Genomic DNA, 25,207 nt, shown 5'->3' on the forward strand with positions numbered 1-25,207 from the left:
GCGCCGCCCATCGTCTGTTCCGGCAAGCTCAACAATGCCATGCGACTGACGGCACTGGACGAGTTGGCCGAGAGGCTGGGGTTGAAGAAGGAGCAGGGCGTTGCCGAAGCGCGCGCCATGTACCCGACGCTTGAGATCGTGGAAGAGGACCCGGCGGCCGACCGTCGGCTGCTGGAGGCAATTGCCGACTGGTGCGACCGTTATACGCCGCTCGTGGCGTTCGACGGCAAGGACGGCCTGTTTCTCGACATTACTGGCTGCGCTCATCTCTTCGGCGGTGAAAAGGCGCTTCTTAAGGATGTCCTGTCGCGGCTCTTTCACATGGGGATCGATGCGCGGGGCGCGGTCTCATCGTCACCAGGTCATTCCTGGGCCGTATCCCGCTTCGGGCAAAGCGGCGTGATCGAGGATGAGGCGGCGGAACATGTGCTGGTGTCCCTGCCGGTCGCAGCCTTGCGGCTGGAAGGTCAAACCGTCGATGCCCTGAAGAAACTCGGTCTCAAATATGTCGGCGACGTCATTGATGCGCCGCGCGCGCCGCTGACCCGCCGGTTCGGTCCGGAACTACTTCTGCGCCTCGACCAGGCGCTGGGACGTGAAGAGGAGCCGGTCTCACCCCGGCGTCCCGTCGCCAGCCTCTCGGCCGAAAACCGCCTGATCGAGCCCATCGGCACGGAAGAGCAGATCCTTGCCCTGACCAGGCAGGTGGCCATGTCGCTGCAGCCGTCGCTGGAGGCGCGGGGAGCCGGCGGACGGGTGTTTGAACTGGTCCTGTTTCGCGTCGACGGTAGGGTCTTCCGTATTTCCGTCGGCGCTTCTCAGCCGCTTCGCGAACCGAAGCTTATCGCCGGGCTTTTTTCTGAGCGATTGCAAGCGGTCTATGACGATCTCGATGCCGGCTATGGTTTCGAGATCCTGCGGCTGAATGTGTTGCGGCATGATCCCTTCAACGAGGCACAGGGTGATTTCGAGGGCGGCCGTCAGGGAGAGATATCGCTTTCTGTCTTCGTCGACCGGGTCTCGGCCCGGCTGGGTGCGGATTGCCTGCAAAGTTTCCAGCTCCGCGAGAGCCATGTCCCCGAACGCGCCGTCATCACGGTTCCCGTCATGGAGAACCTTCCCAGGCGGAAGGCGGAGCAGGACATCGACCTTCCTTTCCGCGAAGAGCGTCCGCTGCGGCTTTTTGCAACGCCGGAGCCGGTGGAAATCATGTTGGCCGAAGTGCCCGATGGTCCGCCGCAGATCTTCCGCTGGCGGCGCCTGCAGCATCAGGTGGCCAGAAGTGAAGGGCCGGAACGGATTGCCATGGAGTGGTGGATCGATGGGGACGACGCCGAGGCGCGTGACTATTTCCGCATCGAGGACGAGATCGGGCATCGCTTCTGGATTTATCGCCGCGGTTTCTATGGTCAGGAATTCTATCCTCGCTGGTTCATGCATGGTGTGTTTGCATGAGAAGGGAGCCCGCATTTTGCGAGATCGGCGTGAGGACGAATTTCTCGTTTCTCGAAGGCGCCTCCGGCCCGGAAGAGATGGTCGTGCAGGCCGCCCGTCTCAGGCTCGGTGGTCTCGGGATTGCGGACCGGAATTCGGTTGCCGGCGTGGTCAGGGCGCATGCGCAGGCGCTGCAGCTTGAGGAGAGATACAAGAACCGGGATGAGATTATGGCCCAGGCGAAGAAGGAAGGAAAAAAGGAGGAGATCCTCGATCCTATCCGGGTTCAGCCGGGCGCCCGTCTCGTCTTTTCCGATGGAACACCTGATATCCTCGCCTATCCCCGCAATCGACGAGGCTGGGCGAACCTTTGCCGTCTTCTCAGCGCCGGCAATCTGAAGGAGGAAGCGGTCAAGGGAAGCTGCATGCTGACGGAAGCGGAACTGATGGAATGGGGGGACGAGATGATGCTTGCCCTCGTTCCCGACCGCACCGTTGTCGATCAGCAGACCGCTCAGTCGGTGCTGGAAGATTATCTGGAGCGCTTTCGCAGGCGATTCCGCAAGGCATTTTTTATGGCGCTGGCGCCAGCCTATGACGGCCGGGACAGGCAGGTCTTTGCGGTGCTTGCCATGCTTGCTGCCCGAAATCGCGTGCCACTGATTGTGACCAACCAGCCGCTTTACCATCATCCTGAGCGCCGGCCGCTTTCGGATATCGTGATCGCGATCCGGGAGCATGTGCAGATACCGCAAGCCGGATTCCTTCTGGCGCCGAATGCCGAACGCTACCTCAAGGATTCACGTGAAATGGCCCGGATCTTCCGGGATTATCCCGATGCGTTCGAGAATACGCAGGCCTTCTTCAACAGGCTGACTTTTTCGCTGAAGGAACTGGAGCACAATTATCCGCCGGAAAACGATCCCGGCGAAACACCGCAGGAGACCCTCGAAAGATTGACGAGAGCGGGAGCAGCAAAACGCTATCCCGAGGGTATCCCGGACAAGGTTGCGCCGCAGATCGAGTATGAACTCGATCTGATTGGAAAGAAGAAATACGCCTCTTATTTCCTGACTGTTTACAGGATCATTCAGCACGCCCGTAACGAGAAGATCCTATGTCAGGGGCGGGGGTCGGCGGCAAATTCGGTCATCTGCTATTGCCTCGAGATAACGGAAGTCGATCCTCAAAAGAGTACGCTCTTGTTCGACCGCTTCATTTCGATGGATCGCGACGAGCCGCCTGACATTGACGTCGATTTCGAGCACGACCGGCGCGAAGAGGTCATTCAGTTCATCTATAGAAATTACAAGAGAGAACATGCAGGGTTGACGGCGGGTGTGACCACCTACCGTACCCGCTCGGCGGGCCGCGAGGTCGCCAAGGCCTTCGGGCTGTCGGAGGATGTCCAGTCGGCGATCAGCAGCCTTGTCTGGGGCTGGTCGGAGGATAATCTTTCGGAGCGGGATGCAAAAGCGGCCGGTCTCGACATCAAGGATCCGGTGACGCAGAACGTGCTGAAATATGCGTCCGAACTTCTCGGTTTCCCCCGTCACCTCACTCAGCATGTCGGCGGCTTCGTCATCACGCGCGACAGGCTCGACGAGGTGGTGCCGATCATGAAGACGGCAATGCCGGATCGATACATGATCGAGTGGGACAAGGACGACCTCGACAACGTCAAGATCCTCAAGGTGGATGTGCTGGCGCTCGGCATGCTGACCTGCCTGCGGAAGGCCTTTTCGCTGCTTGAACTGCATTACGATGTGAAGAAGACGCTCGCAGACCTCGGCAACAAGGAGCATGGGGAAGAAGGCAAGCCGGTTTACGAAATGATGGGCCGGGCCGATACGCTCGGCGTCTTCCAGATCGAAAGCCGGGCGCAGATGAGCATGCTGCCGCGTCTTCGGCCAAAAATATTCTACGACCTCGTCATCGAAGTGGCGATCGTCCGGCCAGGGCCGATCCAGGGCAACATGGTGCATCCCTACCTGAAGCGCCGGGATCAGAAGGCCAAGGACATCCCGATCGAATATCCGAGCGAGGAGCTGAAAACGGTCCTCGAAAGAACCCTCGGCGTGCCGCTGTTCCAGGAGCAGGCGATGCAGATCGCGATCACCGCCGCCGGTTTCGAGCCGGCGGAGGCCGACAAGCTTCGCAGAGCGATGGCGACATTCAAGAGAACCGGCACGATCGGCAATTTCGAGAAGCGGTTCATCGAGGGAATGGTCGCAAAGAGCTACGATCTTGAGTTCGCGAAACAATGCTTCAACCAGATCAAGGGCTTCGGCGAATATGGCTTCCCCGAAAGTCATGCCGCGTCCTTCGCGCTGCTCGTCTATGCCTCTTCATGGCTCAAGGCCTATTATCCCGATGTCTTCTGCGCGGCGATGCTGAACTCACAGCCGATGGGGTTTTATGCACCGGCGCAGCTGGTGCGGGATGCGCGTGAGCACGGGATAAAGATCCTGCCGGTCGATATCAATGAATCGGACTGGGATTGCGCCCTGGAAGAGGCTGCCTTCGATCGGAAGGCCGTCGATTTCCGGCATGAGAAGATGCGCGAAATCATCAGGAGCCGACATGCCGTGCGGCTGGGTTTTCGGCAGATTAAGGGCCTGTCGGTAGACGATATGAAACGGCTCGTCGAGAATCGAGGCGAAGGCTACAGTTCGGTGCGCGATCTCTGGCTGCGGTCCGGCTTGCAGAAATCCGTCATCGAGCGACTGGCGGATGCGGATGCGTTCCGATCCATTAATCTATCGCGACGCGAGGCGCTCTGGGCGGTGCGGGCGCTTGACGTGAAGAGCGCGACCGAGGAGTTGCCGCTTTTCGAGCAGGTCCGTCATGTCGACCTCCAGGCTGAGCCTGCGACTAAACTGCCGGACATGCAGCCGGGCGAGCAGGTGATCGAGGATTATCGTTATCTCTCCCTGTCGCTGAAAGCGCATCCTGTCTCTTTCCTGCGGGAGGATCTTCAGAAGATGGGCATCACGCGCAATGTCGATCTCCTGACGGTGCCGAACGGAAAGAGGGTGACGATCGCCGGCCTGGTGCTGGTGCGCCAGCGGCCCGGTTCGGCCAACGGAGTGATCTTCATGACGCTGGAGGACGAGACCGGGGTCGCCAATGCCATCGTCTGGAACAAGGTATTCGACAAATACCGGGCAGTCGTCATGGGCGCCCGGCTGGTGAAAATCCGCGGCAGGCTGCAAAGCCAGAGCGGGGTGATCCATACGGTCGTCGAGCATATCGAGGACATGACGCCGGCGCTCGGTATCCTGCAACGCGAGGCCCGGCGTTTCGGTGTCTGCGAGCGGGCAGACGAGGTGCTGAGGCCGGGTGTCGATCAGCGGCAGAAAAAGAGCGCTCATGCGCAGGAAAAAGCGGAGCTGGAAAAACGCGTAGCCGCGGCAGGCGGCCGCGTGGCCGTGGCAGAAACCGCCGAGGTCATGCCTCGGGGGCGGAATTTCCATTAGAGAGTGATGCTAAAAAAGCGTCACGCGTCTTTCGGACGACGCCATACTCTACTCCTTTGATTTAGATAGGGATTCAGATTTGAGGCCGATTCGCTAGAAATGATCCGCCTCCGGAGTGCCATTCGGCGGCTGCGACTCGATGACATGGCCTCGAATTTTTTCTTGACAGCCACCATCTTCTTTAGCAGAAAACAAGATAGTCAGTGTCATGTTTGGAATGAAGACGTGCTCGTCTGCAGCTGCAATTATATAACCGACCAGGAAATCCGGCAGGTCATTACCGACCTTCTCGATCAAGACTGTTGGCAGCTTATCGTGCCTGCGAAGGTCTATCACGCCATGGAAAAGCGCGGTCGCTGCTGCGGCTGCTTCCCCAATGTGGTCGACATCATTATCCAGACGACCGAGGAATATCACGCCCGTCGCCACTCGACGGAAGACGAGATATTTGATTTCATGTCCCGCTTGAAACAATTCCACGAGGAAAACAGGAGAGCGGACATTGAAAGGCGACAAAAAAGTCATCGAGCGGCTTAACGAGGCTCTGTTCCTCGAGCTCGGGGCGGTCAATCAATATTGGGTTCACTATCGCCTTCTTGAAGACTGGGGCTACACCAAGCTCGCCAAGAAGGAGCGCGCCGAATCCATCGAAGAGATGCATCATGCCGACCGGCTCGTTGCACGCATCATCTTCCTTGAAGGCCATCCCAATCTGCAGACCCTCGCCCCCTTGCGCATCGGCCAGAACGTCAAGGAAGTTCTGGAGGCCGATCTTGCCGGCGAGTATGACGCCCGCACGGCCTACAAGAAGTCGCGTGATATCTGTCACGAAGCCGGCGATTACGTTTCGATGAAACTCTTCGAAGAGCTGCTTGCGGATGAGGAGGGTCATATCGACTTCCTCGAAACACAGCTCGATCTGCTCGAGAAAATCGGCGAAAGCAAATACGGCCAGCTCAACGCCGATTCCGCAGACGAAGCCGAATAAGCTCTCACAAGATGCCGGCTGCCTCTTGGGCGGCCGGTATTCCCTCCTCAGACACCACCCGGGAAACCAGTGCGGCCAGCATTTGCCGGATGCATCGACGCCGCGACCTTTCCGCCTGCCAGGCAATAACGGAAGCGTCCCTCCTGCCTGCGATCAGTCTTCCGATCGAAGTGCCGCCAGATGCTGGAATTCGGCGACCACCTGGTCGTAGACGGCGCGCTTGAAGGGGACGATCAGCCTCGGCAGCTCCTGCATCGGCTTCCATTCCCAGGCATCGAATTCCGGCTCATGGCCGCCGGGAGGCGGGTTGATGGCGATTTCGCCTTCGTCACCCTCAAAGCGGAAGGCGAACCAGCGTTGCGTCTGGCCGCGGAATTTTCCCTTCAACCCGATGCCGATCAGCTGCGGCGGCAGATCGTAATTGATCCAGTCCCTCGCCTCGGCAAGCAGCGTCACCGTCCTGATACCGGTCTCCTCGTAAAGCTCGCGATAGGCGGCATCCAGTGGATCCTCACCCTTGTCGATGCCGCCCTGGGGCATCTGCCAGAGCTGCGGCGAGCCGTCATATTCAGAATTGCCGTCGGGGATACGCCGCCCGGCCCAGACCAGGCCGTTACTGTTCAAGATCATCACGCCGACACAAGGGCGGTAAGGCAGATCCTCTGCTTTCACTGTCGCCTGGCTCATTTTCTTCTCCGTTCTCGGATTTGTGGTTCAAGGCTTCAGGGGGTCGCTGGTCAGGGTGGCGACGCCGACGATCTCGATGCCGCGCATCGCCGCCTCCTGGCTCCATTTGGCGATGGCGTCGACGCTTTCGTCAAAGGCCGAGGCGACGCCGATCGCCTGGCCGTTCTTGCGGGCGATACGTTCGAGTTCGTCGAGCTTCTGCAGGATGGCGTTGATATCGAGCTGGCCGTCGAGCTGCAGGTCGGCAAAGGCGTAGGGCAGCGCGGTTCCCTTGGCGACTGCCGCCGTCTTCGACTGCGCCGAGGTGCCGTCGTCGAGGAAGAGCAGACCGCGTTTGCCGATATCGCGCATGACGGGTTCCATGGCGGCGGGATCGGACAGGAATCGGCCGCCGAGATAGTTCGTGACGCCGGTATAGTTGGTGATCTCGCCCATCGCCTTGTGCAGGTTCTCGATATTGCGGGCGACCGGCTTGGATGTCAGCAGGGTTTCCGGGCCTGGATCATTGGTCGGGTAATCAAAGGGTTCGAGCGGCACTTGCAGAAGAATCTCATGACCGCCGCGACGGGCCTCCAGCATCCAGCGCTGCAGGCTGTTGCCGCTTGCGGCAAATGCGAGGGTGATTTCCTCCGGCAATTCGGCGATGGCGCGCTGCGTTCCCGTCTGGCTCAGTCCAAGGCCGCTGACGACGATGGCAATGCGGATGCCGCGCGCGCCGGACGAGGGGCGGGCATATTGATCCATCGGGCGTCGGCCGTCAGGGCCGACGATCGGAAGCCTGCCATAGGGCGTTTCTTCCAGTAGTGTTTCGTTGGGTGTTGCCGCCATGCGCGGATCCTGGCCGATCTGCATGGCGTCGACCAGGACAGGCCCGCTGCCGTCGCGCGGACGGGGGCTGTATTTGGTGACGACAGTGCCATCGCCGGTGACCATCTGCTCGACATTGGCGCCCGATTGGGGTTCGGCGCGGGGCATGCCGTTGGCGGCCTGACCGGCCGGGGTCTGCGGCGGCGGTTGAGGTGTGCTGGACGGCGGCGTCGCCGCTTGTTCGGCTGCGGGTGGCCGGTTGCGTTCCAGCCCCTCGCCACGAAACGCCGTATAGAGGGAAAAACCGCCTATCGCGAAAAGGCAAAGGCTAGCGGCGATGCGGCCCAAGCGCAGGACGCCCGGGCGCCGATTGCCGGTTTTTCGGTTGCGGCCCAGAGGCGCATGCAGGTCCGTTCCCAATTTCTTGCCCGCTCCAAAACCGGGAAACAGCAAAAGGATCAAGGCCGGGCGATGTGCCCGGCCTTGGCATGATGATTACTTGGCGACGACGGCCTTATCAGGATTCGGCGGGAAGGCCGGATCAGTTTTCTTGCCGCGCAGGAGATCGAGCGCATAGTTCAGCTGAACGTCGTCCTTCGGATCCGGCGGGACATAGGCGACGGAGCCGGAACCTTCGTCGGTCTCGCTCTGGCCCTTGATGTGGCCGCGCAGGCTGGATTCGCCTTCGGTCACCATCTTGCCCTGCAGTTCCTGCGGCAGCGGTTCGTCGACCTTGATATCGGGCGTGATGCCCGTGCCCTGGATCGAGCGGCCCGACGGCGTGTAGTAGAGCGCCGTGGTCAGGCGCAGCGCGCCGTTTTCGCCGAGCGGGATGATCGTCTGGACCGAGCCCTTGCCGAAAGAGCGCGTGCCGAGAATGGTGGCGCGGCGCAGGTCCTGAAGGGCGCCGGCAACGATTTCCGATGCGGAAGCCGAACCGCCGTTGATCAGCACGATAACCGGCTTGCCATCCGTCAGGTCGCCCGGGCCGGCATTGAAGCGGCGGGTTTCGTCAGGATTGCGGCCACGGGTCGAAACTACTTCGCCGCGCTCCAGCAGGGCGTCGGAAACGTTGATCGCCTGATCAAGCAGGCCGCCCGGATTGAGGCGCAGGTCGAGGACATAACCCTTCAGCTTATCGGCCGGAACGGTGTCCTTGATCTTCTTGATCGCCTTTTCCATGTCGGGATAGGTCTTTTCGGTGAAGGAGATGATGCGGAGATAACCGACATCGTCCTCGACACGCGATTTGACGGCCTGGACAGCGACGACGTCGCGGACGATCGTCAGCTCGATCGGCTTGTCGGCGCCCTTGCGGATCAGCGTCAATTTGATCGGCGTGTTGACGGCGCCGCGCATTTTCTCGACAGCGTCTTCGAGCTTCAGCCCGCGCACGGACTGGCCGTCGATCTCGGAAATGTAGTCGCCGGCGAGAACGCCTGCCTTGGCGGCGGGCGTATCGTCGATCGGAGTGATGACCTTGACGAGGTCGTCTTCCATCGTGACTTCGATGCCGAGGCCGCCGAACTCACCCTTGGTCTGGGTGCGCATATCCTCGGCGTCCTTCGCATTCATATAGCTCGAATGCGGGTCGAGCGAGGAGAGCATGCCGTTGATGGCATTCTCGATCAGCTTGTCTTCGGCCGGCGGCGTCACGTATTGCGCGCGCACTCGCTCGAAGACATCGCCGAAAATCGAGAGTTCCTTGTATGTGGAGGATCCGGCCGCTTCCGCCGGCACACCCGCCGAGTAGATGACGCTCATGGCGGTCGCACCCATCAATGCGCCGACCAGAACAAGAGAAGCCCTACGAATCATTGCGTGCCTTTCCAGTGTCTTTGGCGGTCCACCACGGTCGGGAATCGACCGGTTTACCGTCCTTTCGAAATTCAATGTAAAGCGTTGGCCGGTCTGTTTCCAGCGCCAATGCAGTTGCGCTTGCCACTCTTTTCGCTCCCATCACGGCGAGCGGCTCGCCGGAGAAAACGAATTTTCCCTGACGGGTATTGATTGTATCCATTCCCGAGAGGACCAGGTGGTATCCGTCGCCTGCGTCGAGGATGATCATCTGGCCGTAACTGCGGAAAGCGCCGGCGAAAACCACCAGACCATCTGCGGGCGCCGTCACCACCGTCTCCGCATTGGTGGCAACGGTCATTCCCATAGCCTCGTGCCCGGTGCCGTCGGCATCGCCGAACTGGCGCAGGATATCGCCTGCCACGGGCAGCTCCAATTTCGCCTTCAATTCTCCGAAGGGATATGCGGGCGCAATGCGGTTTTTATCGGGCACACCGCTGTCGGCAAGCGCCTTGGCCTGGGCGCGCTGCTCGTCCGTCAGGAGCCTGCGGTTTTCCTCCGCCTGGCGGGCGGCAGCGGCCGCTTCGCGCACCGAGGCGATCTCGGATTCCATCGATGCGACAAGACCTTCGAGGCTGGTCGCCTTGCCTGCCAGCTCCTCCGAGCGCTTCCTTTCGGCCCCGAGTTCGGCGGCGCTGCTGCGGCTGAGCTTGTCGTTTTCGGCAAGCAGCAGGTCCATGCGCCGCTCCTCCTCGATACCGTCCGTCATCGTTGACGTCAGGCCGGCTTTTTCGGCAGCGCTTGCGCTCTGCAGTGCGGCAAGGCTTGCGAGGTCTGCGGCAAGCTTGTCGGTCTCCTTGCGGATGCCGGGAACAACGGCGCCGAGCAGGATGGCGCTGCGCACGGAAGCGAGCGCGTCGTCAGGGGTGACGAGCAAAGCGGGCGGCGGGTTGCGGCCCATACGCTGCAGTGCCGCCAGCACCTCGGCCAGAAGGCCGCGGCGCTCGTGCAGGGAACGGCGGATGCCATCCTCCTTGACGCCGAGATCGGCAAGCTTCTTCTCGCTTTCGAGGATCTGCTTTTCGAGCCCCTTGCGGCGGGCGGCGGAATCGATCAGCGCCTGGCGGACGCTTTGTGTGCTCTTTTCCAGATTGGCGATACTCTGCTTAAGCTCGCTCACCTTGTCCGAGGAAAGGCTGATGGTCTTCGACAGGGTTTCGAGCTCGGCGCGGGTCTGGTCGCGTTTGGCGGCGAGTTCGGCCGCCGGATCGGGCGGCGGCGCTTCGGCCGCCGGCGGGCTCGATGCCGGCTCGGCTGCGGGTTGCGCCGCTTCGGGTGCGGTATCCTGTGCCCTGACGGAGAAAGGGTTTGCCGAGACGACGATAGCCGCCGCGCCAAGACCTGCCATAATAGCCGGCAGGATCATGCGGCGTCGCCTGGTTGCTATTCTCGTCATTGTATATCTGGGCACTCTCTCAAATCGCGCGGAGACTAAGCTGATTTGATGCGCTTTGCCAGAAAGTTTGAGGAAGAACCGCCTGCCAGGCAAAACACGGCTGCGTGACAATCCGACGCATGCGGCCGACGCACAGGGCCGACGCGATATCAGACGCGGTGATAGGGATGGCCAGAAAGGATGGTGACGGCGCGATAGAGCTGCTCGGCGATCAGCGTGCGGACGAGCTGGTGCGGCCAGGTCATCTTGCCCAGGCAGAGCGTGGCGTCGGCACGGTCGTAGAGTGAAGGGTCGAGGCCATCGGCGCCGCCGATCGCGATCGTCAGCTCGCGTTTGCCCTGGTCGCGATAATTGCCCAGCAGGTTTGCGAAGGCTTCGCTGTCGAGCGCCTTGCCGCGTTCGTCGAGAAGAATGAGGATGCTGCCTTCGGCAAGCGATTTCAAAAGCATCGCCGCCTCTTCGCGCTTGCGGGTTTCCGCGTTGGAGGCGCGGCTTTCGGCCACTTCGACAACACGGGTAAATTCGAGGCCGACGGCAGGGCCGGCCTTGGCGAAACGGTCGAGATAACGGGCCACGAGATCCTTTTCGGGGCCGGACTTCAGCCGTCCCACAGCAAAAAGACCAATTCGCATTCACCCGCTCCCGCTCATGCCGGCATTGTGAGGCGCACATCGCACCCCAGGCCGGTCTGCGATATTTCCCGGCCGGTCAATGCCACGTCTCAGGCGCAAGCCGGGCAGAATGCCGGCTCGCCCGTCAGTGCCGTGTTTCTTCATCCATATCCGGAGCCGCCCACATCTTTTCGATGTTGTAGAACTCGCGGGTTTCGGGACGGAACACATGCACGATAATGTCACCGGTGTCGATCAGGATCCAATCGCCGGCTTCCTGACCTTCGACGCGGGCCGTACCGAAACCGTCGTCCTTAAGGTCGGTGAGCAGGTGATCCGAGATCGCCATGACGTGCCTGCTCGAGCGGCCGGAGACGACGATCATGTAGTCTCCCAGCGCCGATTTTCCGGCAATGTCGATGGTAACGATATCTTCAGCTTTGGAGTCCTCGAGGCTGGCGAGGACGGCTTCTAAGGCGCGGGCAGCGGCATCGGCGCCACGTTCCGCACTCTTCGGGACAACGGCGAGCGTTTTTCCCTTGGCGTGTACTGTTGTCAGTGCTTTCCCTTTCCTGGAATGACAAACCATGCACAACACGAGATCCGATCGAGACCGGATCATGGTTAAGATAGGCATCAAACCATTAATGTTTCAAGACATGCTAAGGTACGGATCGGCTGAAAATCCGTTCTTGCGTCCGAATTGAAGAATATTGCCACGCCAGCCGCTTCTCGCGGGCGGTGTACAGTTTCCACACCGGAGCGTAAAGTGCCGCAAATTCCACAATCCTAGAATTCGATGACCGATCCAGCCGCAAAAACACTCGTTCCCGTCCTGCGAATCAGTTTCCCGGACGAGGATCGTCTCGGGCACGGAAAGATGGAGCTTCTGGAGCACATCCGCTCGACCGGTTCGATCTCGGCGGCGGGGCGGGCAATGGACATGTCCTATCGGCGGGCATGGCTGCTCGTCAGCGAGATGAACCGGATGTTTTGCGAACTGGTGGTGGAATCGCAGCGCGGCGGGCAAAAGGGCGGCGGCGCGGCGCTGACGCCGTTTGGCGAAGAGTTGCTCCAGCGCTTCCGGCGGATGGAAAGGACGGTTCGGGAAAGCCTTGCCGAGGATCTCGCCTGGCTTGAAGGCAAGCGCAATCCGAGCCACGGCGGCGGCTGATCAGGCCTCAAGGGCAACCGTCTTGATGACGGCGAAGATGGCTTTGCCGGGGTGAAGATCGAGGCGCTCGCAGGAGAGCGCGGTGATGCGCGAAAGAATGACATCGCCGCCGCAGTCGAGCCGGATTTCGACCGTTCCGTCCTCGTCCGGCGACATCTGTTCGATCCTGCCTTCGAGAATGTTCAATGCACTGAGGCCCTCCGGTCTTGCGGTCGCCAGCATGACATCGCGGGACGGGATGCGGATGCGGACCGGCCTCCCGGACGCAAGGGCGGCACTCGGAATATGCAGCCGGCGGGATTTCAGGGCAACGATCGACAGGTGGTGACGTGCGTCGAAGCTCTCGACGGTGCCTTCGAGCAGCGCGCCTGCTTCCCGCCGGTCGGAAGCCGCAGACGGGCGGCTCAATATGTCGACGGCCGGACCGGTTGCCTCCACCTTGCCGTCGCTCATCACGACCACCTTATTTGCCAGCCGCGCCACCTCGGCGATCGCATGACTGACATAGACGATCGGAATGTCGGTCTGATCGCGCAATCGCTCCAGATAGGGGAGGATCTCGGCCTTGCGCGCCTCATCGAGGGCGGCGAGCGGCTCGTCCATCAGTAGCAGGCGGGGCGAGGAGAGAAGGGCGCGACCAATTGCGACGCGCTGCTTTTCGCCGCCGGAAAGCGTGGAGGGGCTGCGCGCGAGCAGCGTCTCGATGCCGAGCAGATCGACGACGTGATCGAAGTTCTCGCTGCCTGCCGCTCCCGGCGCGAACCAGCGGCCGTAGGAAAGATTGGCGCGGACGCTCAGATGCGGGAACAGCCGCGCTTCCTGGAAGACATAGCCGAAACGACGCCGGTGTTTGGGGACGAAGATGCCCTTGGCGGTCTCGGTCAGGGCTTCGCCGTCAAGCAGGACGCGGCCTTGGTCGGGCCGGGCAAGGCCGGCGATGATGCGGATCATCGACGTCTTGCCGGAGCCGGAGCGGCCGAAAAGCGCGGTGACGCCGCGCTCGGAGGTGAAGGCGGCGTCGAGTGAAAAGCCGCCGAGCTTCTGTTTTGCCTCGACGATCAGCGTCATTCCGGATCGATCCTCCGACCGGCGAGGCGGGCAAGGAATTCGGAGGCGAGCAGCGCGGCCATCGAAATGACGACGGCGACGAGTGTCAGCCGCAGCGCACCGGCATCGCCGCCCGGCACCTGGGTGAAGGTGTAGATCGCCGCCGACAGCGTCTGGGTTTCGCCGGGAATATTGGAGACGAAGGTGATCGTCGCGCCGAATTCGCCCATGGCCTTGGCGAAGGAAAGGATCATTCCGGCGATGATTCCGGGCAGCGTCAGCGGCAGGGTGATCGTCAGGAAGACCCAGGCCGGACCGGCCCCAAGCGTTCCGGCCGCCTCTTCCAGCTTGCGGTCGACCGCTTCGATCGACAGGCGGATGCTGCGCACCATCAGCGGAAAGGCCATGACGGCGCAAGCCAGCACCGCACCTGTCCAGCGGAAGGAGAAGACGATGCCGAAATACTGGTCGAGCAGGCTGCCAATCGGACCGCGGCGACCGAAGAGGATGAGAAGAAGAAAACCAGTAACAACAGGGGGCAGGATCAGTGGCAGGTGAACGATGCCGTTCAACACCGACTTGCCCCAGAAGCGGCCGCGAGCAAGCAGCAGGGCGACGAGAATGCCGAGGGGGAGGCTCGCTAGCATGGCGACGATCGAGACGCGCAGGCTGAGCAAGATCGCCGTCCATTCCTCATTGCTCAAGCCCAACATGTCCAAACGCGACCGTCTCCCTGATAAATCGAAGGCTCGCCGAGGCGAGCCTTCACGCTAAGCTGCGGGAGCCGATTCCGCAATCATTTCGGGCCCCGACTATTTCAAGCCCGACTATTTCAGAATCGTGAAACCCTGCGCCGTGAAGAAGGCGGCTGCCTTCTCGGATTTGAGGAAGTCGAGATAGGCTGCTGCATCCGGGTTCTTGCTCTCCGAAAGGATTGCAATCGGATAGATGATCGGCGGATGGGAATCGGCGGGGAAAGTGCCGACCACGGCGACGCCCTTATCGGCTGCCGCATCCGTCTGGTAGACGATGCCATAGGGCGCCTCGCCGCGGGAGACCAGGGCAAGAGCGGCGCGCACGCTTTCAGCGCCGGCGACCTTGCTTTCCACGGACTTCCAGACGCCGAGCTTTTCCAGCGCGGCCATGCCGTATTTGCCTGCCGGAACCGATTTCGGCTCACCCATGGCGAGCTTGCCGTCACCGAGCAAAGCCGCAAGATCGAAGCCCTGCTTGATCTCGACCGGCTTTGCCTTGTCCTTTTCGGCAACGAGCACGATCCGGTTTCCAAGCAGGTTCGAACGGGTATCGGCCTTGATCAGGTTTTTCTTGGCGACGTAATCCATCCAGTCGAGGTCGGCCGAGATGAAGATGTCGGCGGGAGCCGCGTTTTCGATCTGCTTGGCAAGCGCACCGCTTGCCGCATAGGAGGCGACAGCTTCCTTGCCGCTTTCCTTGGCCCAAGCGGCATTGGCCGCGTCGAGCGCATCCTTGAGGCTCGCTGCCGCAAAGACGGTCAGTTTTTCGGCGGCTGCGGCCGGCGTCGGAAGCGCTGCCGCGCCGAGCCAAAGAGCCGCGATCGCGGCGGTTGCCAGTTTCATCCATTGGCGGCGGTTCTGCATGGTTCTAATCCCCAGATTCGAAATATTTCGACGAATATAACGACGCTCGCATCTTGGCTAGGGATATATCCGTGAAAACATAACCGGATCGGTGGGCCGCATCAGTATTTCCATATTCCCAAGCGCATGGCTCCCCGAAAAAACCGGCTCGAAGGGCAGCAACATTCGAAAGTTCATCCGCCAGCCGAAGAGGTCCGTCGTGATGGACGGGGATTATATTCGGTTTTGCCGATAAAAGCGGCAGCATCCGAAGGTTCGGCATGTCGGCATTGCGCTGGCTGCATTGCTGCAATGCACAAATTGATATTCACCTTCTTGCGGAATATGGTAAAACATAATCATCGAAACGGCTTCTCCTCCTCCCATAGCCGTTCGGTAGGATCGACAACACTCCTCCTCCCAGTTGTCGATCCAGTTCATAAGCCCGACGGATCCTCCCCCGTCGGGCTTTCTCGTTTCCAGCACTTTCTTGAAAATCAGGCTATTCGGTCGCGCCCGGACGCGAACCGTTGCGGATTGCCGTCGAGCTGAGGCCGGAGCGCGGCCCGTGGATGAAGGTCCAGGCCGGCGCCGGCTTCTTCCAGAGGACGCGCGCGTCATCCTCATCGACTCGGGCAAAATCGAAGGTTCTCGTCATCTTTGAGGAGAGGTAGGAGAGTGTCGCGCCTGGCCTGTCGATCACGGCGATCGGGAAGGTGCGGGCGATCTCCTGCCATTTCTGCCATTTGTCGAAGGTCTGCAGGCTGTCGGCGCCCATGATCCAGATGAAATGGACATGCGGATTGCGGGCCTTGACGCGGGCAAGCGTATTGGCCGTGTAGCTGACGCCGAGCGCCTGCTCGAAAGCGGTGACCTTGATGCGCGGATCGGCGGCGATGCGTTCGCTCTCAGCGACGCGTTCGGCAAGCGGGGCGAGAAGATTGCGGCTTTTCAGCGGGTTGCCTGGTGTCACCATCCACCAGAGCTGGTCGAGGCCGAGCCGCTTGATGGCGATCTCGGCGACAAGTGCATGGCCCTCATGCGGTGGGTTGAAGGAGCCGCCGAACAGACCGACGATCATGCCGCGCTCGCTGTGCGGCATGCGGAGATATCGTCGGTCCACAGTCTCCGTCGTCACGTCAAGGTCGTGTCTGTCCCGCACCGCGCACCCGGTATTTGAAGGAGGTGAGCTGCTCGACGCCGACGGGGCCGCGAGCATGCATCTTGCCGGTGGCGATACCGATTTCCGCGCCCATGCCGAACTCGCCGCCATCGGCAAACTGCGTCGAGGCATTGTGCAGCAGGATCGCCGAATCGACCTCGGTGAAGAAACGCTCGACGACGCCGGGGTCTTCGGCGATGACGGCCTCGGTGTGGTTCGAGGAATATGTCTGGATATGGGCGATCGCGCCGGATATGCCGTCGACGACGGCGACCGAGATGATCGCATCGAGAAATTCGGTCGACCAATCTTCCTCGGTCGCGGGCTTCATGCCGGGTGCGACTTTCAGCACCGTTGCCGAAGCGCGGATCTCGCAGCCCGCCTCCGTGAGAACCTCAAGCAGAGGCGTCAGATGCGTGCCGATCGCCGCACCGTCGACGAGCAGCGTTTCGGCAGCACCGCAGATACCCGTGCGCCGCATCTTGGCGTTGACGACGATCTTCTTCGCCATTTCGATATCGGCGGACGCATCGACATAGATATGACAAAGGCCTTCGAGATGGGCAAAGACCGGCACGCGGGCCTCGCTCTGCACCCGGGCGACCAGGCTCTTGCCGCCGCGCGGCACGATGACGTCGATTGCCCCGTCGAGGCCGCGCAGCATGGCGCCAACGGCGGCGCGATCGGCGACTGGAACGAGCTGGATAGCATACTCTGGAAGCCCGGCCGCCTTCAGGCCCTCGACCATGCAGGCATGGATAGCCTGCGATGAACGGCGCGAATCCGAACCGCAGCGCAGGATGACCGCATTGCCTGCCTTGAGGCAGAGCGCGCCGGCATCGGCCGTGACGTTCGGCCGGCTTTCAAAGATCACGCCGATGACGCCGAGCGGCGTGCGGACGCGCTCGATCTTCAGGCCGTTCGGCCGGTCCCAGGCGGCGATCACTTCGCCCACCGGATCGGCCAGAGCCGCGATGGCACGGATTCCCTCAGCCATTTCGGTAATGCGCTTGTCGTTCAGCGTCAGCCGATCGACGAAGGAAGCAAGCGTTTCGGTGCCTTCGATATCCTTCAGGTCCTTGGCATTCTCGGCAAGAATATGCGCCCTGTTCGCCAGGATCGCATCGGACATGGCATTCAAAGCCTTGTTCTTCGCTTCGGTGGACGCAAAGCCCAGCGGTCGCGCGGCAGCCTTTGCCTTGCGGCCGATGTCGTTCATCAGCGCGTCAATGTCAGGGCTTGGCGCAACGGCATCAAGCATAGCTCGCGTCCTTCTTCTGCCTTTCCGATTTGATCTGCGCGGTCATCACCATGTCGTCGCGATGGACCATGGCGGCGCGCCCGGCATAACCGAGGATCGCCTCGATTTCCGCCGATTTGCGGCCGGCAATCCGGCGTGCGTCCTCGGCATCGTAGCTTGCCAGGCCGCGGGCGATCTCGCGGCCGGCCGGGCCGATGATCGCCACCGTATCGCCGCGGCTGAAGAGGCCGGAAACGCTGCGTACGCCCGCCGGAAGCAGGCTCTTGCCGGCCCCGAGTGCCGTGACGGCGCCGTCATCGACATGCAGTTCGCCTGCCGGCTGCAACTGCCCGGCAATCCAGGTCTTGCGGGCGGTGACGGGTGTGCCGGAGGGCGCAAACCACGAGGAACGCGCGCCGTTTTCGATCGCCGAGAGCGGGCTCTCGGTCTTGCCCGAAGCGATGATCATGGCGCAGCCTGATGTGGTCGCGATCTTGCCGGCATCGATCTTGGTGCGCATGCCGCCGCGCGAAAGCTCGGAGGCGGCGCCGCCGGCCATCGCCTCGATCTCGGGGGTGATTTCGGCAATCGTCTCCAGGAAGGTGGCATTGGGATCGAGATGCGGCGGCGCGGTGTAGAGACCGTCGATATCGGAGAGAAGGATGAGCAGGTCGGCGCCGGTCATCGTGGCGACGCGGGCGGCGAGGCGGTCGTTGTCGCCGTAGCGGATTTCGCTGGTCGCGACCGTGTCGTTCTCGTTGATGATAGGCACGGCGCCGATTTTCAGCAGTTGGTTGATGGTGGCGCGCGCATTGAGATAGCGGCGGCGCTCTTCCGTATCGCCGAGCGTCAGCAGGATCTGGCCGGCAACGATCTCGTCGCGCGACAGGCTTTCCGACCAGGCGCGCGCCAGGGCGATCTGGCCGACGGCGGCTGCGGCCTGGCTTTCCTCCAGTTTCAGCGCGCCCGAGGGCAGGTCGAGCACCGAGCGGCCGAGCGCGATCGCGCCCGAGGAGACGACGAGCACGTCGATGCCCTTGGCCTTCAGGCCTGCAATATCGGCGCACATGGCGTCGAGCCAGGCCTTCTTCAGCCCGGCCTTGCGATCGACCAGAAGGGCGGAACCGATCTTGATGACGACGCGGCGGTAACGGCCAAGTGGCTTACGGCTGGTCATCGGCCTCATCCTCGCCGTTGTCCTCATCGGTGACGACCATGTCGCGATGGCGCAGCTTCGGCACCTTTGCCGGCTTTTCCTCGCTATTCTCCTCGACGATGACGTCGCGCAACGCGCGCAGGACCTCGGTCATGCCCCTGCCTGTCACAGCCGAGATCTGGAACGGCGTCTTGCCGCAGGCCTTGGCCAATTCCTTCGTCTTCTTCTTCAGTTCGGCCTCGTCGAGCACGTCGATCTGCGACAGCGCCACGATCTCAGGCTTGTCCGTCAGCTCGTTGCCATAGGCTTCGAGCTCGTGCTTGACCGTCTTATAGGCCTTGCCGACCTTCTCCTCCTGGGCGGAGACGAGGTGGAGCAGCACGCGGGTGCGCTCGACGTGGCCGAGGAAACGGTCACCGATACCGACGCCCTCATGGGCGCCTTCGATCAGGCCAGGAATATCGGCCAGGATGAACTCCCGCTCATCGACCGTGGCAACGCCGAGATTGGGATGCAGCGTGGTGAAGGGATAGTTGGCGATCTTTGGCCGCGCGCGGGTGACCGATGCAAGGAAGGTCGACTTTCCGGCATTGGGGAGGCCGACCAGGCCGGCATCGGCAATCAGCTTAAGGCGCAGCCAGAGGGTCTTTTCCTCGCCGGGCAGGCCGGGATTGGCCCAATCCGGTGCCTGATTGGTCGAGGTCTTGAAATGAGCGTTGCCGAAGCCGCCATTGCCGCCATGCGCCAGGCAGTAACGCTGACCTTCCTCGGTCAAATCGCAGATCAGGGTCTCCCGATCCTCCTCGAAGATCTGGGTGCCCACGGGAACCTTCAGCGTCACGCCGCTGCCGTTGGCGCCGGTGCGATTCCGGCCCATGCCATGGGTGCCGATCGTCGCCTTGAAATGCTGCTGATAGCGGAAATCAATCAGCGTATTGAGGCCGTTGACGGCCTCGACCCAGACGTCGCCGCCGCGTCCGCCGTCGCCGCCGTCGGGCCCACCGAACTCGATGAATTTCTCCCGCCGGAAGGAAACGCTGCCGCCGCCGCCGTCTCCGGACTTAATATAGACCTTTGCTTCGTCGAGAAATTTCATTTTACTTCCAGTATCCGGTGGCAGTTGGACGGCCCGTCTCGGCCCATTCGATATAGGCGGTTCCGACGGAGGTCAAAGATTATCGTGATTTTTGCGAGCTATAACATACAGTATGGCTTCGGTCTCGACGGCAGATACGATCTGGCGCGGATTGCCCGGAGCCTCGAGGGGGCGGATGTCATCGCCCTGCAGGAGGTAACCCGCGGCTTCTCCCGTAACGGTTTTGCCGACATGCCGACCAATGTTGCGTCCTTCTTTCCCGACTATTTCTGGGTGTATGGGCCGGCCTGCGACATGCATGTCGAGGCTGATGAAGGCGGGGTTCAGCCGGTACGCGGCACGCGATTCCAGTTCGGCAACATGGTGTTGTCTCGCTGGCCGATCCTTTCGACCCGGACGCTGCTTCTGCCGCGCAGCCGCACGATCGGCAAGATCAACCTGCAGCGCGGCGCGACCGAGGCGGTGATCGCTATTCCCCACGGCGCGATCCGCCTCTATTCGGTCCATCTCGACCATGTCTCGCCCGAAGAGCGAATCCGTCAGCTGCAATTTCTGAACGCGCATATCAATGCCTTCGCCCAGGAGGGCGGGTCGCTGACGGGGGCGGCCGAATTCGAGCAGCCCGAGCCGCCGCTGCCGGAGGATTACGTCATCATGGGCGATTTCAACATGGAGCCGGAATCGCCGGAATATTGCGCGCTTGCCGGTGCTGCCGGTGGATATTACGGCCGGGTGGCCAGGGTTGGCACGCCGGTCGACGCCTTTGCGGCGCTCAAGGCCCACCGTCCGGAGAGCTACAGCTGGATGGATCCCGAGGATCACGGCAAACGCATGCATCTCGATTATTGCTTCGTCAGTTGCGGCCTGGAGGGCCGGTTGAAATCTGCCCGGATCGATACGCAATCCGACGGCTCCGATCACTTTCCGCTATGGGTCGTGATCGGCGATTGACGAAGACGCCGCCCGACGGGCGGCGTCTCCTTTTCGATTAGGCGACCTTGCGCGGCTGCAGCGCGCCTGGCTGCAGTACCGTTTCGATGTGCGACACCATGGTGTTGCGGGCGAAACAATAGATTTCGCCGCAACCCGTCATGCGGAAACCGAGCTTCTCCTGCAATCGCAGCGAAGCCGGGTTGTCGGCGAAGACACCGGAATAAACAGGTGTCTCCGGCATGCGACGCGAGAAGCGCTCGATGATCGCAGCCACCGCCTCACTCATATAGCCGCGCCGCCAGTAGTAGCGGTTCAGCCAGTAGCCGAGGTGCCAGCGACCATGACGCAGCTCGATTGATACGTTGCCGATATGGACGTCGTCCGCACCGGTGATTGCGAGCGGCCAGTCCGGCAGAGTGCCTGATGTGACCGGGATCAGCCAGTCCAGCGCATCCTGCCGATCATAGGGGGCAGGTACACGGGACAGCATGCGCGTGACCGCGAAATCGGACAACGATTCCGCGATCGCAGGCGCATCGCTCAACCTGTGGGGGCGGAGCGTCAGCCGGGTGGTCGAAATGACCGGCGCGGGGCCGGGCATCATCGGCTTGGTCTCCGGCCTTTGCAGTGCCGTCGTGCTCATGCGATGTTCCCCCAGCTTCTGAGGGACATCCAGGTCTTGCGATCAAGCCTGTACCACTCGACCGGCACGTTGCTGCCCAGCGCCAGCGAGGCGGCGAGCCCCGATCCCTGGAACTGGAAGCCGCACTTCTGGATGACGCGCCGCGAGGCGACGTTCATGACCCGGCAACGAGCGTCGATCTGATCGACGTCCTGGCGGGTTCTGAACACCATATCGACCAGGGCATGGCAGGCCTCGGTCATGTAACCCTGGTTCCAATAGGGTTCGCCTAGCCAGTAACCGATCTCGACGGTCTTGCCGTCGTCGTGCGGTTCCACGCCGCAGCAACCGATGAAGGCGCCGTTTTCGGCTTTGGTGATGGCATAGACGCACTTACCGATCTCGCCATTTCGCGTACGCCAAACGAAGTCGGCGGCATCATCGGCGGTATAGGGGTGCGGCATACGCGATACCATGGTGGCGACTTTGGCGTTGTTGGCGAGATGGGCAAGGGCGTCGATGTCTTCTTCGTGGGGCGCGCGCATGACGAGCCTTTCCGATAATAAGACAGGGCAATCGGTCCTTAACCGCTCCGGCCTCAGCCGTTCCTTGGGAGACCGCTGGTCTTCCCTGGGCGACCGTGATTGGTCTGCCCTTATCAATTCGCCTTGCATGTTCAGTCCTCCTGTTTGGACAAAGAAAAAGGGGAGGTGGCGCCCCATCTCCCCTGTTTTCTAGACTGAACCTGGTACGGCCAGCCGGGTCGATGAGACGCCGGCTGTTTTTGAGCGCTACCGGCTTATTCCGCTGCTTCGGCTTTCGGCATGACAGACACGTAGACGCGACCGTTGGCCTTCGTTCGGTAGTTCACATTGCCGGCGGTAAGTGCAAAAATCGTGTGATCCTTGCCGAGGCCGACGTTGGAACCCGGATGCCACTGCGTCCCGCGCTGACGCACGAGAATGTTGCCTGCGATGACGGCTTCGCCGCCGAACTTCTTCACGCCAAGGCGCTTGGATTCGGAATCGCGACCGTTGCGCGAGGAACCGCCAGCTTTTTTGTGTGCCATTGGAGTTCTCCTTTAAACCTTGTCCCGTTGATCTTACTTGGCAGCCACGATGTCCGTGATACGGACGACCGTGTGATGCTGACGATGGCCGCGCGAACGCTTCGAATTCTGACGGCGGCGCTTCTTGAAGGCGATGACCTTCTTGCCGCGGTTCTGTTCGACGACTTCTGCCTTGACAGAGGCGCCGGTAACGAAGGGCGCACCGATCGCAGCGTCGGCGCCTTCGCCGATCACGAGCACTTCGGTGAATTCAATGGAGTCGCCTGCGGCAGCTTCCAGCTTTTCGATGGTCAGCACGTCGTTGGCTGCCACACGGTACTGCTTACCGCCGGTCTTGATGACTGCGAACATTTTTTATCCTTTCATGTTCGTTCCAGCTCTCCCCGCTACTTGAGCAAGGTGGCCGTCTTTTTATCAGTCGAAGTTAAGCAGGGATTTCAGAGGGAAAACCTCGAACTCTTCCTGCCGGTGAAGCCCCGCGCGAGCGCAGGACGAGCTAGGCACGGATTTCTCCAAACCTATTGCGCAGCCGAGATACGCGAGTGACAAAAAGGTGTCAAGGCAAAAGGATGGAATGTTTCGACTTTTCGGCTTGCCAGCCTGTCATTTGCTCGTTATGAGAACGCCCGCGCCGAACAAGCGCCGACCAAGACCGCGGAGAGGTGGCAGAGTGGTCGAATGCACCGCACTCGAAATGCGGCATACCTGCAAGGGTATCGTGGGTTCAAATCCCACCCTCTCCGCCATTTTCACGCGCTCAAGCCATTGCATTTGTTGCGCTTTATTTGGATCTCGGCAAATTGTGATCCCAGATACGATCCCGGCAGGCAAAGTTGAAGTGCGCTCGCTGCCTTGAGAATCGGCGCGACGCCAGACCTTAACCGTCGGGATCAAGAGGATGGCGCTACGAGCGTCTGAGTCAGTCGCGCACCGCCTCCTTCGCGTCCGGCGCCAACACCCCGTCAATCAACCACCCGCCAGTAAGTAATCAATCTGGGCGAATTGCTTTTTAAGGCATTGCTGATGAATTGTGGTCATGACAAAGCCGCCCCGCAAGCCTTTCAAGCCGCTGCTCGATGACGCCTACGAGCCGCTCAGCAGCCGACCGCGCCGGCGGCGAGATTCCGTGCAGCCCAATCTTCCGCTCCATCCGATCCCGCCGCGGTTGCGTCAGGCAGGGCGCGGTTTCAGATGACGGACGATCCGGAATTGAAACAGGCCGAAGGTTGGCAATACCCGCAACAGACGACCGGCCGGGACACGGCTGCTCGCAACTTCCTGAGCCTGGATACGGCGATCTTGCTCGGGATCCTCCTTATTGCGATCGTGTTCAGGTTCCACAAGATCACCTTGCCGCTGGTCGACGGCTTCAGCTGGCGCGAGATCAGCACCGCAATGATGGCCGACAATTTCCAGCAGCGCAGCTGGAACATCTTCTTTCCGGAGGTCAGCTGGACCGGGCCCGGGCCAAGCTATCAGGGCCGCGAGTTCCAGATCGTCAGCTATATCACAGCCCTGCTCTACCAACTCTTCGGCTGGCACGACTTGTTCGGCCGCACGGTTGCGGCCTTCTTCGGTCTGATGACGGTGTTTTCGCTGCACAGGCTAACAGCGCGATGCTGGGGCGAGATGCACGCCCACGCGGCGGCACTTGCCTACGCGCTAATGCCGGCGGCGATCATGATCGACAGCTCGTTTCTTCCCGATCCCGCGATGCTGGCGTTGGTCACTCTTGGCGTCTGGTTGTTCGTCAAATACTGGGTCGGCGGCAGCGGCTGGCTCTTGCCGCTCGCCACAATCAGCTTCACGCTCGGCGTGCTGTCAAAGCCACCAGGCCTCGCCGCCGGTGCTGTCATCTTCTATCTGACGGTCTGCTGGATTCTCGAGAAGAAGTGGAAGCAAGCGAGCTGGGTCTTCCTGTCGGGGCTCCTGAGCCTGGCCGTCATCGGCGCTTATTTCAGCTGGGCGATTTATCTCGGCCGCAGCTATCCGCCGTTTCATGTCGCCGGCAGCGGCGGCTATATCTGGGATGACGGCTTCTGGACATACTTCAGGAACGGTTTCTACTTCCAATCCGCGTGGAACACCTCGACCTTGTGGTTCTACGGCTATCCGTTAATGCTGCTGCTCGCAGTCGGCTTGTGGATGCCGCCCAGACCTGCCGAAGACCCTAGGCAACGCACCCTTTCGCGCATTCCCTATGTGTGGGCGGCTGCGGCCGTGATCGTCTATCTGGTGGCGGCGGGCGAGATCACCAGCAATGTGTGGAACTTCCACATCTTCCATGTGCCGGTCGCGATATTCTCAGGCCGCGGTGCGCTTCTTCTGGCAAGGCTTGCGTCGCGAACCGTTCCAACGCCGGCGTTCGTACTTCGCTCGATCTGCATCGTGGCCGTCACGCTTGTCTGGTCGACCGTTCCCCTCGTCAGGACGATGAAGAAGCCAATCGCCATGAAGGGCAAGCTGCTGGGCGAGGAACTGGCGCGGTTGGCGCAACCGGGCGACCTCGTCGTCGCCATCGCGCCCGAGGCCGGCGATCCCGTCGCAGTCTACTACAGCAGGGCGCGCGGCTGGGTGTTCCCGCCTGGTGGAGGCGATGTCGAATGGTCGAAATTCGTCGCAGATGACGCCACCGCGATCGCGCAGCTCGAGGAACTGCGTGCGCAGGGTGCGGATCTGTTCGGCGCGGCCAAGAACGCCACCGACAAGCAGAACCTGCTGTTCGTCGAGCATCATGCCGGGGTCATCGACTATCTGGACAAGACCGCAACCAAGCTTGTCGATTCGGATGATTTGCTGGTCTATAGGATCACGCGCCCATAAGGGCTGCGGCAGTCGGGACGCCCGCAAA

24 protein-coding genes and 1 tRNA gene are annotated in these 25,207 nt (G+C 61.4%); 8 read left to right on the forward strand and 17 right to left on the reverse strand.

The window, feature by feature from the left end; translation table 11 throughout:
• Window positions 1–9: 9 nt before the first annotated feature.
• The 4 genes from EFD55_RS15325 to bfr all read left to right on the forward strand — a co-directional run bounded on the left by EFD55_RS15325 (window position 10) and on the right by bfr (window position 5,901).
• Complete coding sequence (locus EFD55_RS15325) at window positions 10–1,455, forward strand: Y-family DNA polymerase (protein WP_281039986.1); 1,446 nt, start codon at window positions 10–12, stop codon at window positions 1,453–1,455.
• A complete protein-coding gene (locus EFD55_RS15330) occupies window positions 1,452–4,913 on the forward strand; it encodes an error-prone DNA polymerase (protein ID WP_125845904.1) in 3,462 nt (1,153 codons plus the stop codon). The genes EFD55_RS15325 and EFD55_RS15330 overlap by 4 nt, the downstream gene beginning before the upstream one ends.
• A gap of 144 nt (window positions 4,914–5,057) precedes the next feature.
• Window positions 5,058–5,450, forward strand: a complete 393-nt coding sequence (locus tag EFD55_RS33770) for a (2Fe-2S)-binding protein (RefSeq protein WP_125845905.1) — start codon at window positions 5,058–5,060, stop codon at window positions 5,448–5,450.
• Window positions 5,416–5,901, forward strand: coding sequence for a bacterioferritin (bfr, locus tag EFD55_RS15340; RefSeq protein WP_125845906.1), 486 nt, complete (start codon window positions 5,416–5,418; stop codon window positions 5,899–5,901). The genes EFD55_RS33770 and bfr overlap by 35 nt, the downstream gene beginning before the upstream one ends.
• A gap of 153 nt (window positions 5,902–6,054) precedes the next feature.
• On the opposite strand, the gene EFD55_RS15345 is transcribed toward bfr, so the two are convergent.
• The 6 genes from EFD55_RS15345 to rsfS all read right to left on the reverse strand — a co-directional run bounded on the left by EFD55_RS15345 (window position 6,055) and on the right by rsfS (window position 11,848).
• Window positions 6,055–6,588 carry an RNA pyrophosphohydrolase gene (locus EFD55_RS15345; protein ID WP_125845907.1) on the reverse strand — a complete coding sequence of 178 codons (534 nt, stop codon included), beginning with the start codon at window positions 6,586–6,588 and terminating at the stop codon, window positions 6,055–6,057.
• A 27-nt stretch (window positions 6,589–6,615) separates the two neighbouring features.
• Window positions 6,616–7,815, reverse strand: a complete 1,200-nt coding sequence (locus tag EFD55_RS15350; RefSeq protein WP_125845908.1) for a divergent polysaccharide deacetylase family protein — start codon at window positions 7,813–7,815, stop codon at window positions 6,616–6,618.
• 75 nt (window positions 7,816–7,890) lie between these two features.
• Entirely contained in the window at window positions 7,891–9,213 is a 1,323-nt protein-coding gene (locus tag EFD55_RS15355; protein WP_125845909.1) for a S41 family peptidase, read from the reverse strand.
• Entirely contained in the window at window positions 9,203–10,618 is a 1,416-nt protein-coding gene (locus EFD55_RS15360) for a murein hydrolase activator EnvC family protein (protein ID WP_125846132.1), read from the reverse strand. Before EFD55_RS15360 ends, EFD55_RS15355 begins: the two co-directional genes overlap by 11 nt.
• 179 nt (window positions 10,619–10,797) lie before the next feature.
• Window positions 10,798–11,280, reverse strand: coding sequence for a 23S rRNA (pseudouridine(1915)-N(3))-methyltransferase RlmH (gene rlmH / locus EFD55_RS15365; RefSeq protein ID WP_125845910.1), 483 nt, complete (start codon window positions 11,278–11,280; stop codon window positions 10,798–10,800).
• Window positions 11,281–11,404: 124 nt separating this feature from the next.
• Complete coding sequence (gene rsfS, locus EFD55_RS15370) at window positions 11,405–11,848, reverse strand: ribosome silencing factor (RefSeq protein WP_125845911.1); 444 nt, start codon at window positions 11,846–11,848, stop codon at window positions 11,405–11,407.
• A gap of 210 nt (window positions 11,849–12,058) precedes the next feature.
• Here rsfS and EFD55_RS15375 point away from each other — a divergent pair, with 210 nt between their 5' ends.
• The gene (locus tag EFD55_RS15375) at window positions 12,059–12,433 is read left to right on the forward strand and encodes a winged helix-turn-helix domain-containing protein (protein ID WP_125845912.1); all 375 of its coding nucleotides are present in this window, start codon (window positions 12,059–12,061) and stop codon (window positions 12,431–12,433) included.
• On the opposite strand, the gene modC is transcribed toward EFD55_RS15375, so the two are convergent.
• The 7 genes from modC to obgE all read right to left on the reverse strand — a co-directional run bounded on the left by modC (window position 12,434) and on the right by obgE (window position 19,732).
• Window positions 12,434–13,501 (reverse strand): molybdenum ABC transporter ATP-binding protein, encoded by a 1,068-nt coding sequence (gene modC, locus EFD55_RS15380; protein ID WP_125845913.1) that lies wholly within the window; start codon window positions 13,499–13,501, stop codon window positions 12,434–12,436. It abuts the gene before it with no gap.
• On the reverse strand, window positions 13,498–14,199 hold the full coding sequence (gene modB / locus EFD55_RS15385) for a molybdate ABC transporter permease subunit (RefSeq protein WP_125845914.1): 702 nt from the start codon (window positions 14,197–14,199) through the stop codon (window positions 13,498–13,500). The genes modC and modB overlap by 4 nt, the downstream gene beginning before the upstream one ends.
• Window positions 14,200–14,307: 108 nt before the next feature.
• Complete coding sequence (gene modA / locus EFD55_RS15390; protein ID WP_125845915.1) at window positions 14,308–15,099, reverse strand: molybdate ABC transporter substrate-binding protein; 792 nt, start codon at window positions 15,097–15,099, stop codon at window positions 14,308–14,310.
• A 481-nt stretch (window positions 15,100–15,580) separates the two neighbouring features.
• Window positions 15,581–16,180 carry a nicotinate-nucleotide adenylyltransferase gene (locus EFD55_RS15395; protein ID WP_210276204.1) on the reverse strand — a complete coding sequence of 200 codons (600 nt, stop codon included), beginning with the start codon at window positions 16,178–16,180 and terminating at the stop codon, window positions 15,581–15,583.
• Window positions 16,181–16,217: 37 nt separating this feature from the next.
• Entirely contained in the window at window positions 16,218–17,501 is a 1,284-nt protein-coding gene (locus EFD55_RS15400) for a glutamate-5-semialdehyde dehydrogenase (protein WP_125845917.1), read from the reverse strand.
• Window positions 17,494–18,657: a glutamate 5-kinase gene (proB, locus tag EFD55_RS15405; RefSeq protein ID WP_125845918.1), complete on the reverse strand. Its 1,164-nt coding sequence runs from the start codon at window positions 18,655–18,657 to the stop codon at window positions 17,494–17,496. Before proB ends, EFD55_RS15400 begins: the two co-directional genes overlap by 8 nt.
• Window positions 18,644–19,732: a GTPase ObgE gene (gene obgE / locus EFD55_RS15410; protein ID WP_125845919.1), complete on the reverse strand. Its 1,089-nt coding sequence runs from the start codon at window positions 19,730–19,732 to the stop codon at window positions 18,644–18,646. Before obgE ends, proB begins: the two co-directional genes overlap by 14 nt.
• 84 nt (window positions 19,733–19,816) lie before the next feature.
• On the opposite strand from obgE, the gene EFD55_RS15415 reads away from it, so the two are divergent.
• Entirely contained in the window at window positions 19,817–20,683 is an 867-nt protein-coding gene (locus EFD55_RS15415; RefSeq protein ID WP_125845920.1) for an endonuclease/exonuclease/phosphatase family protein, read from the forward strand.
• A 37-nt stretch (window positions 20,684–20,720) separates the two neighbouring features.
• On the opposite strand, the gene EFD55_RS15420 is transcribed toward EFD55_RS15415, so the two are convergent.
• The 4 genes from EFD55_RS15420 to rplU form a co-directional block, all read right to left on the reverse strand.
• Window positions 20,721–21,308, reverse strand: a complete 588-nt coding sequence (locus EFD55_RS15420; protein ID WP_125845921.1) for a GNAT family N-acetyltransferase — start codon at window positions 21,306–21,308, stop codon at window positions 20,721–20,723.
• Window positions 21,305–21,961: a GNAT family N-acetyltransferase gene (locus EFD55_RS15425; protein ID WP_125845922.1), complete on the reverse strand. Its 657-nt coding sequence runs from the start codon at window positions 21,959–21,961 to the stop codon at window positions 21,305–21,307. The genes EFD55_RS15420 and EFD55_RS15425 overlap by 4 nt, the downstream gene beginning before the upstream one ends.
• A gap of 125 nt (window positions 21,962–22,086) precedes the next feature.
• Window positions 22,087–22,356, reverse strand: coding sequence for a 50S ribosomal protein L27 (gene rpmA / locus EFD55_RS15430; protein WP_003567620.1), 270 nt, complete (start codon window positions 22,354–22,356; stop codon window positions 22,087–22,089).
• Between the two features lie 33 nt (window positions 22,357–22,389).
• Entirely contained in the window at window positions 22,390–22,707 is a 318-nt protein-coding gene (gene rplU / locus EFD55_RS15435) for a 50S ribosomal protein L21 (protein WP_004676173.1), read from the reverse strand.
• Between the two features lie 305 nt (window positions 22,708–23,012).
• Between rplU and EFD55_RS15440 the strand changes: the two genes are divergently transcribed.
• Window positions 23,013–23,102, forward strand: a tRNA-Ser gene (locus EFD55_RS15440).
• A gap of 445 nt (window positions 23,103–23,547) precedes the next feature.
• Entirely contained in the window at window positions 23,548–25,179 is a 1,632-nt protein-coding gene (locus EFD55_RS15450; RefSeq protein WP_125845923.1) for an ArnT family glycosyltransferase, read from the forward strand.
• Window positions 25,180–25,207: the final 28 nt, after the last annotated feature.

It is taken from the genome of Rhizobium pisi (assembly GCF_003938655.1).
GTDB classification, from domain to species: Bacteria; Pseudomonadota; Alphaproteobacteria; order Rhizobiales; family Rhizobiaceae; genus Rhizobium; species Rhizobium pisi.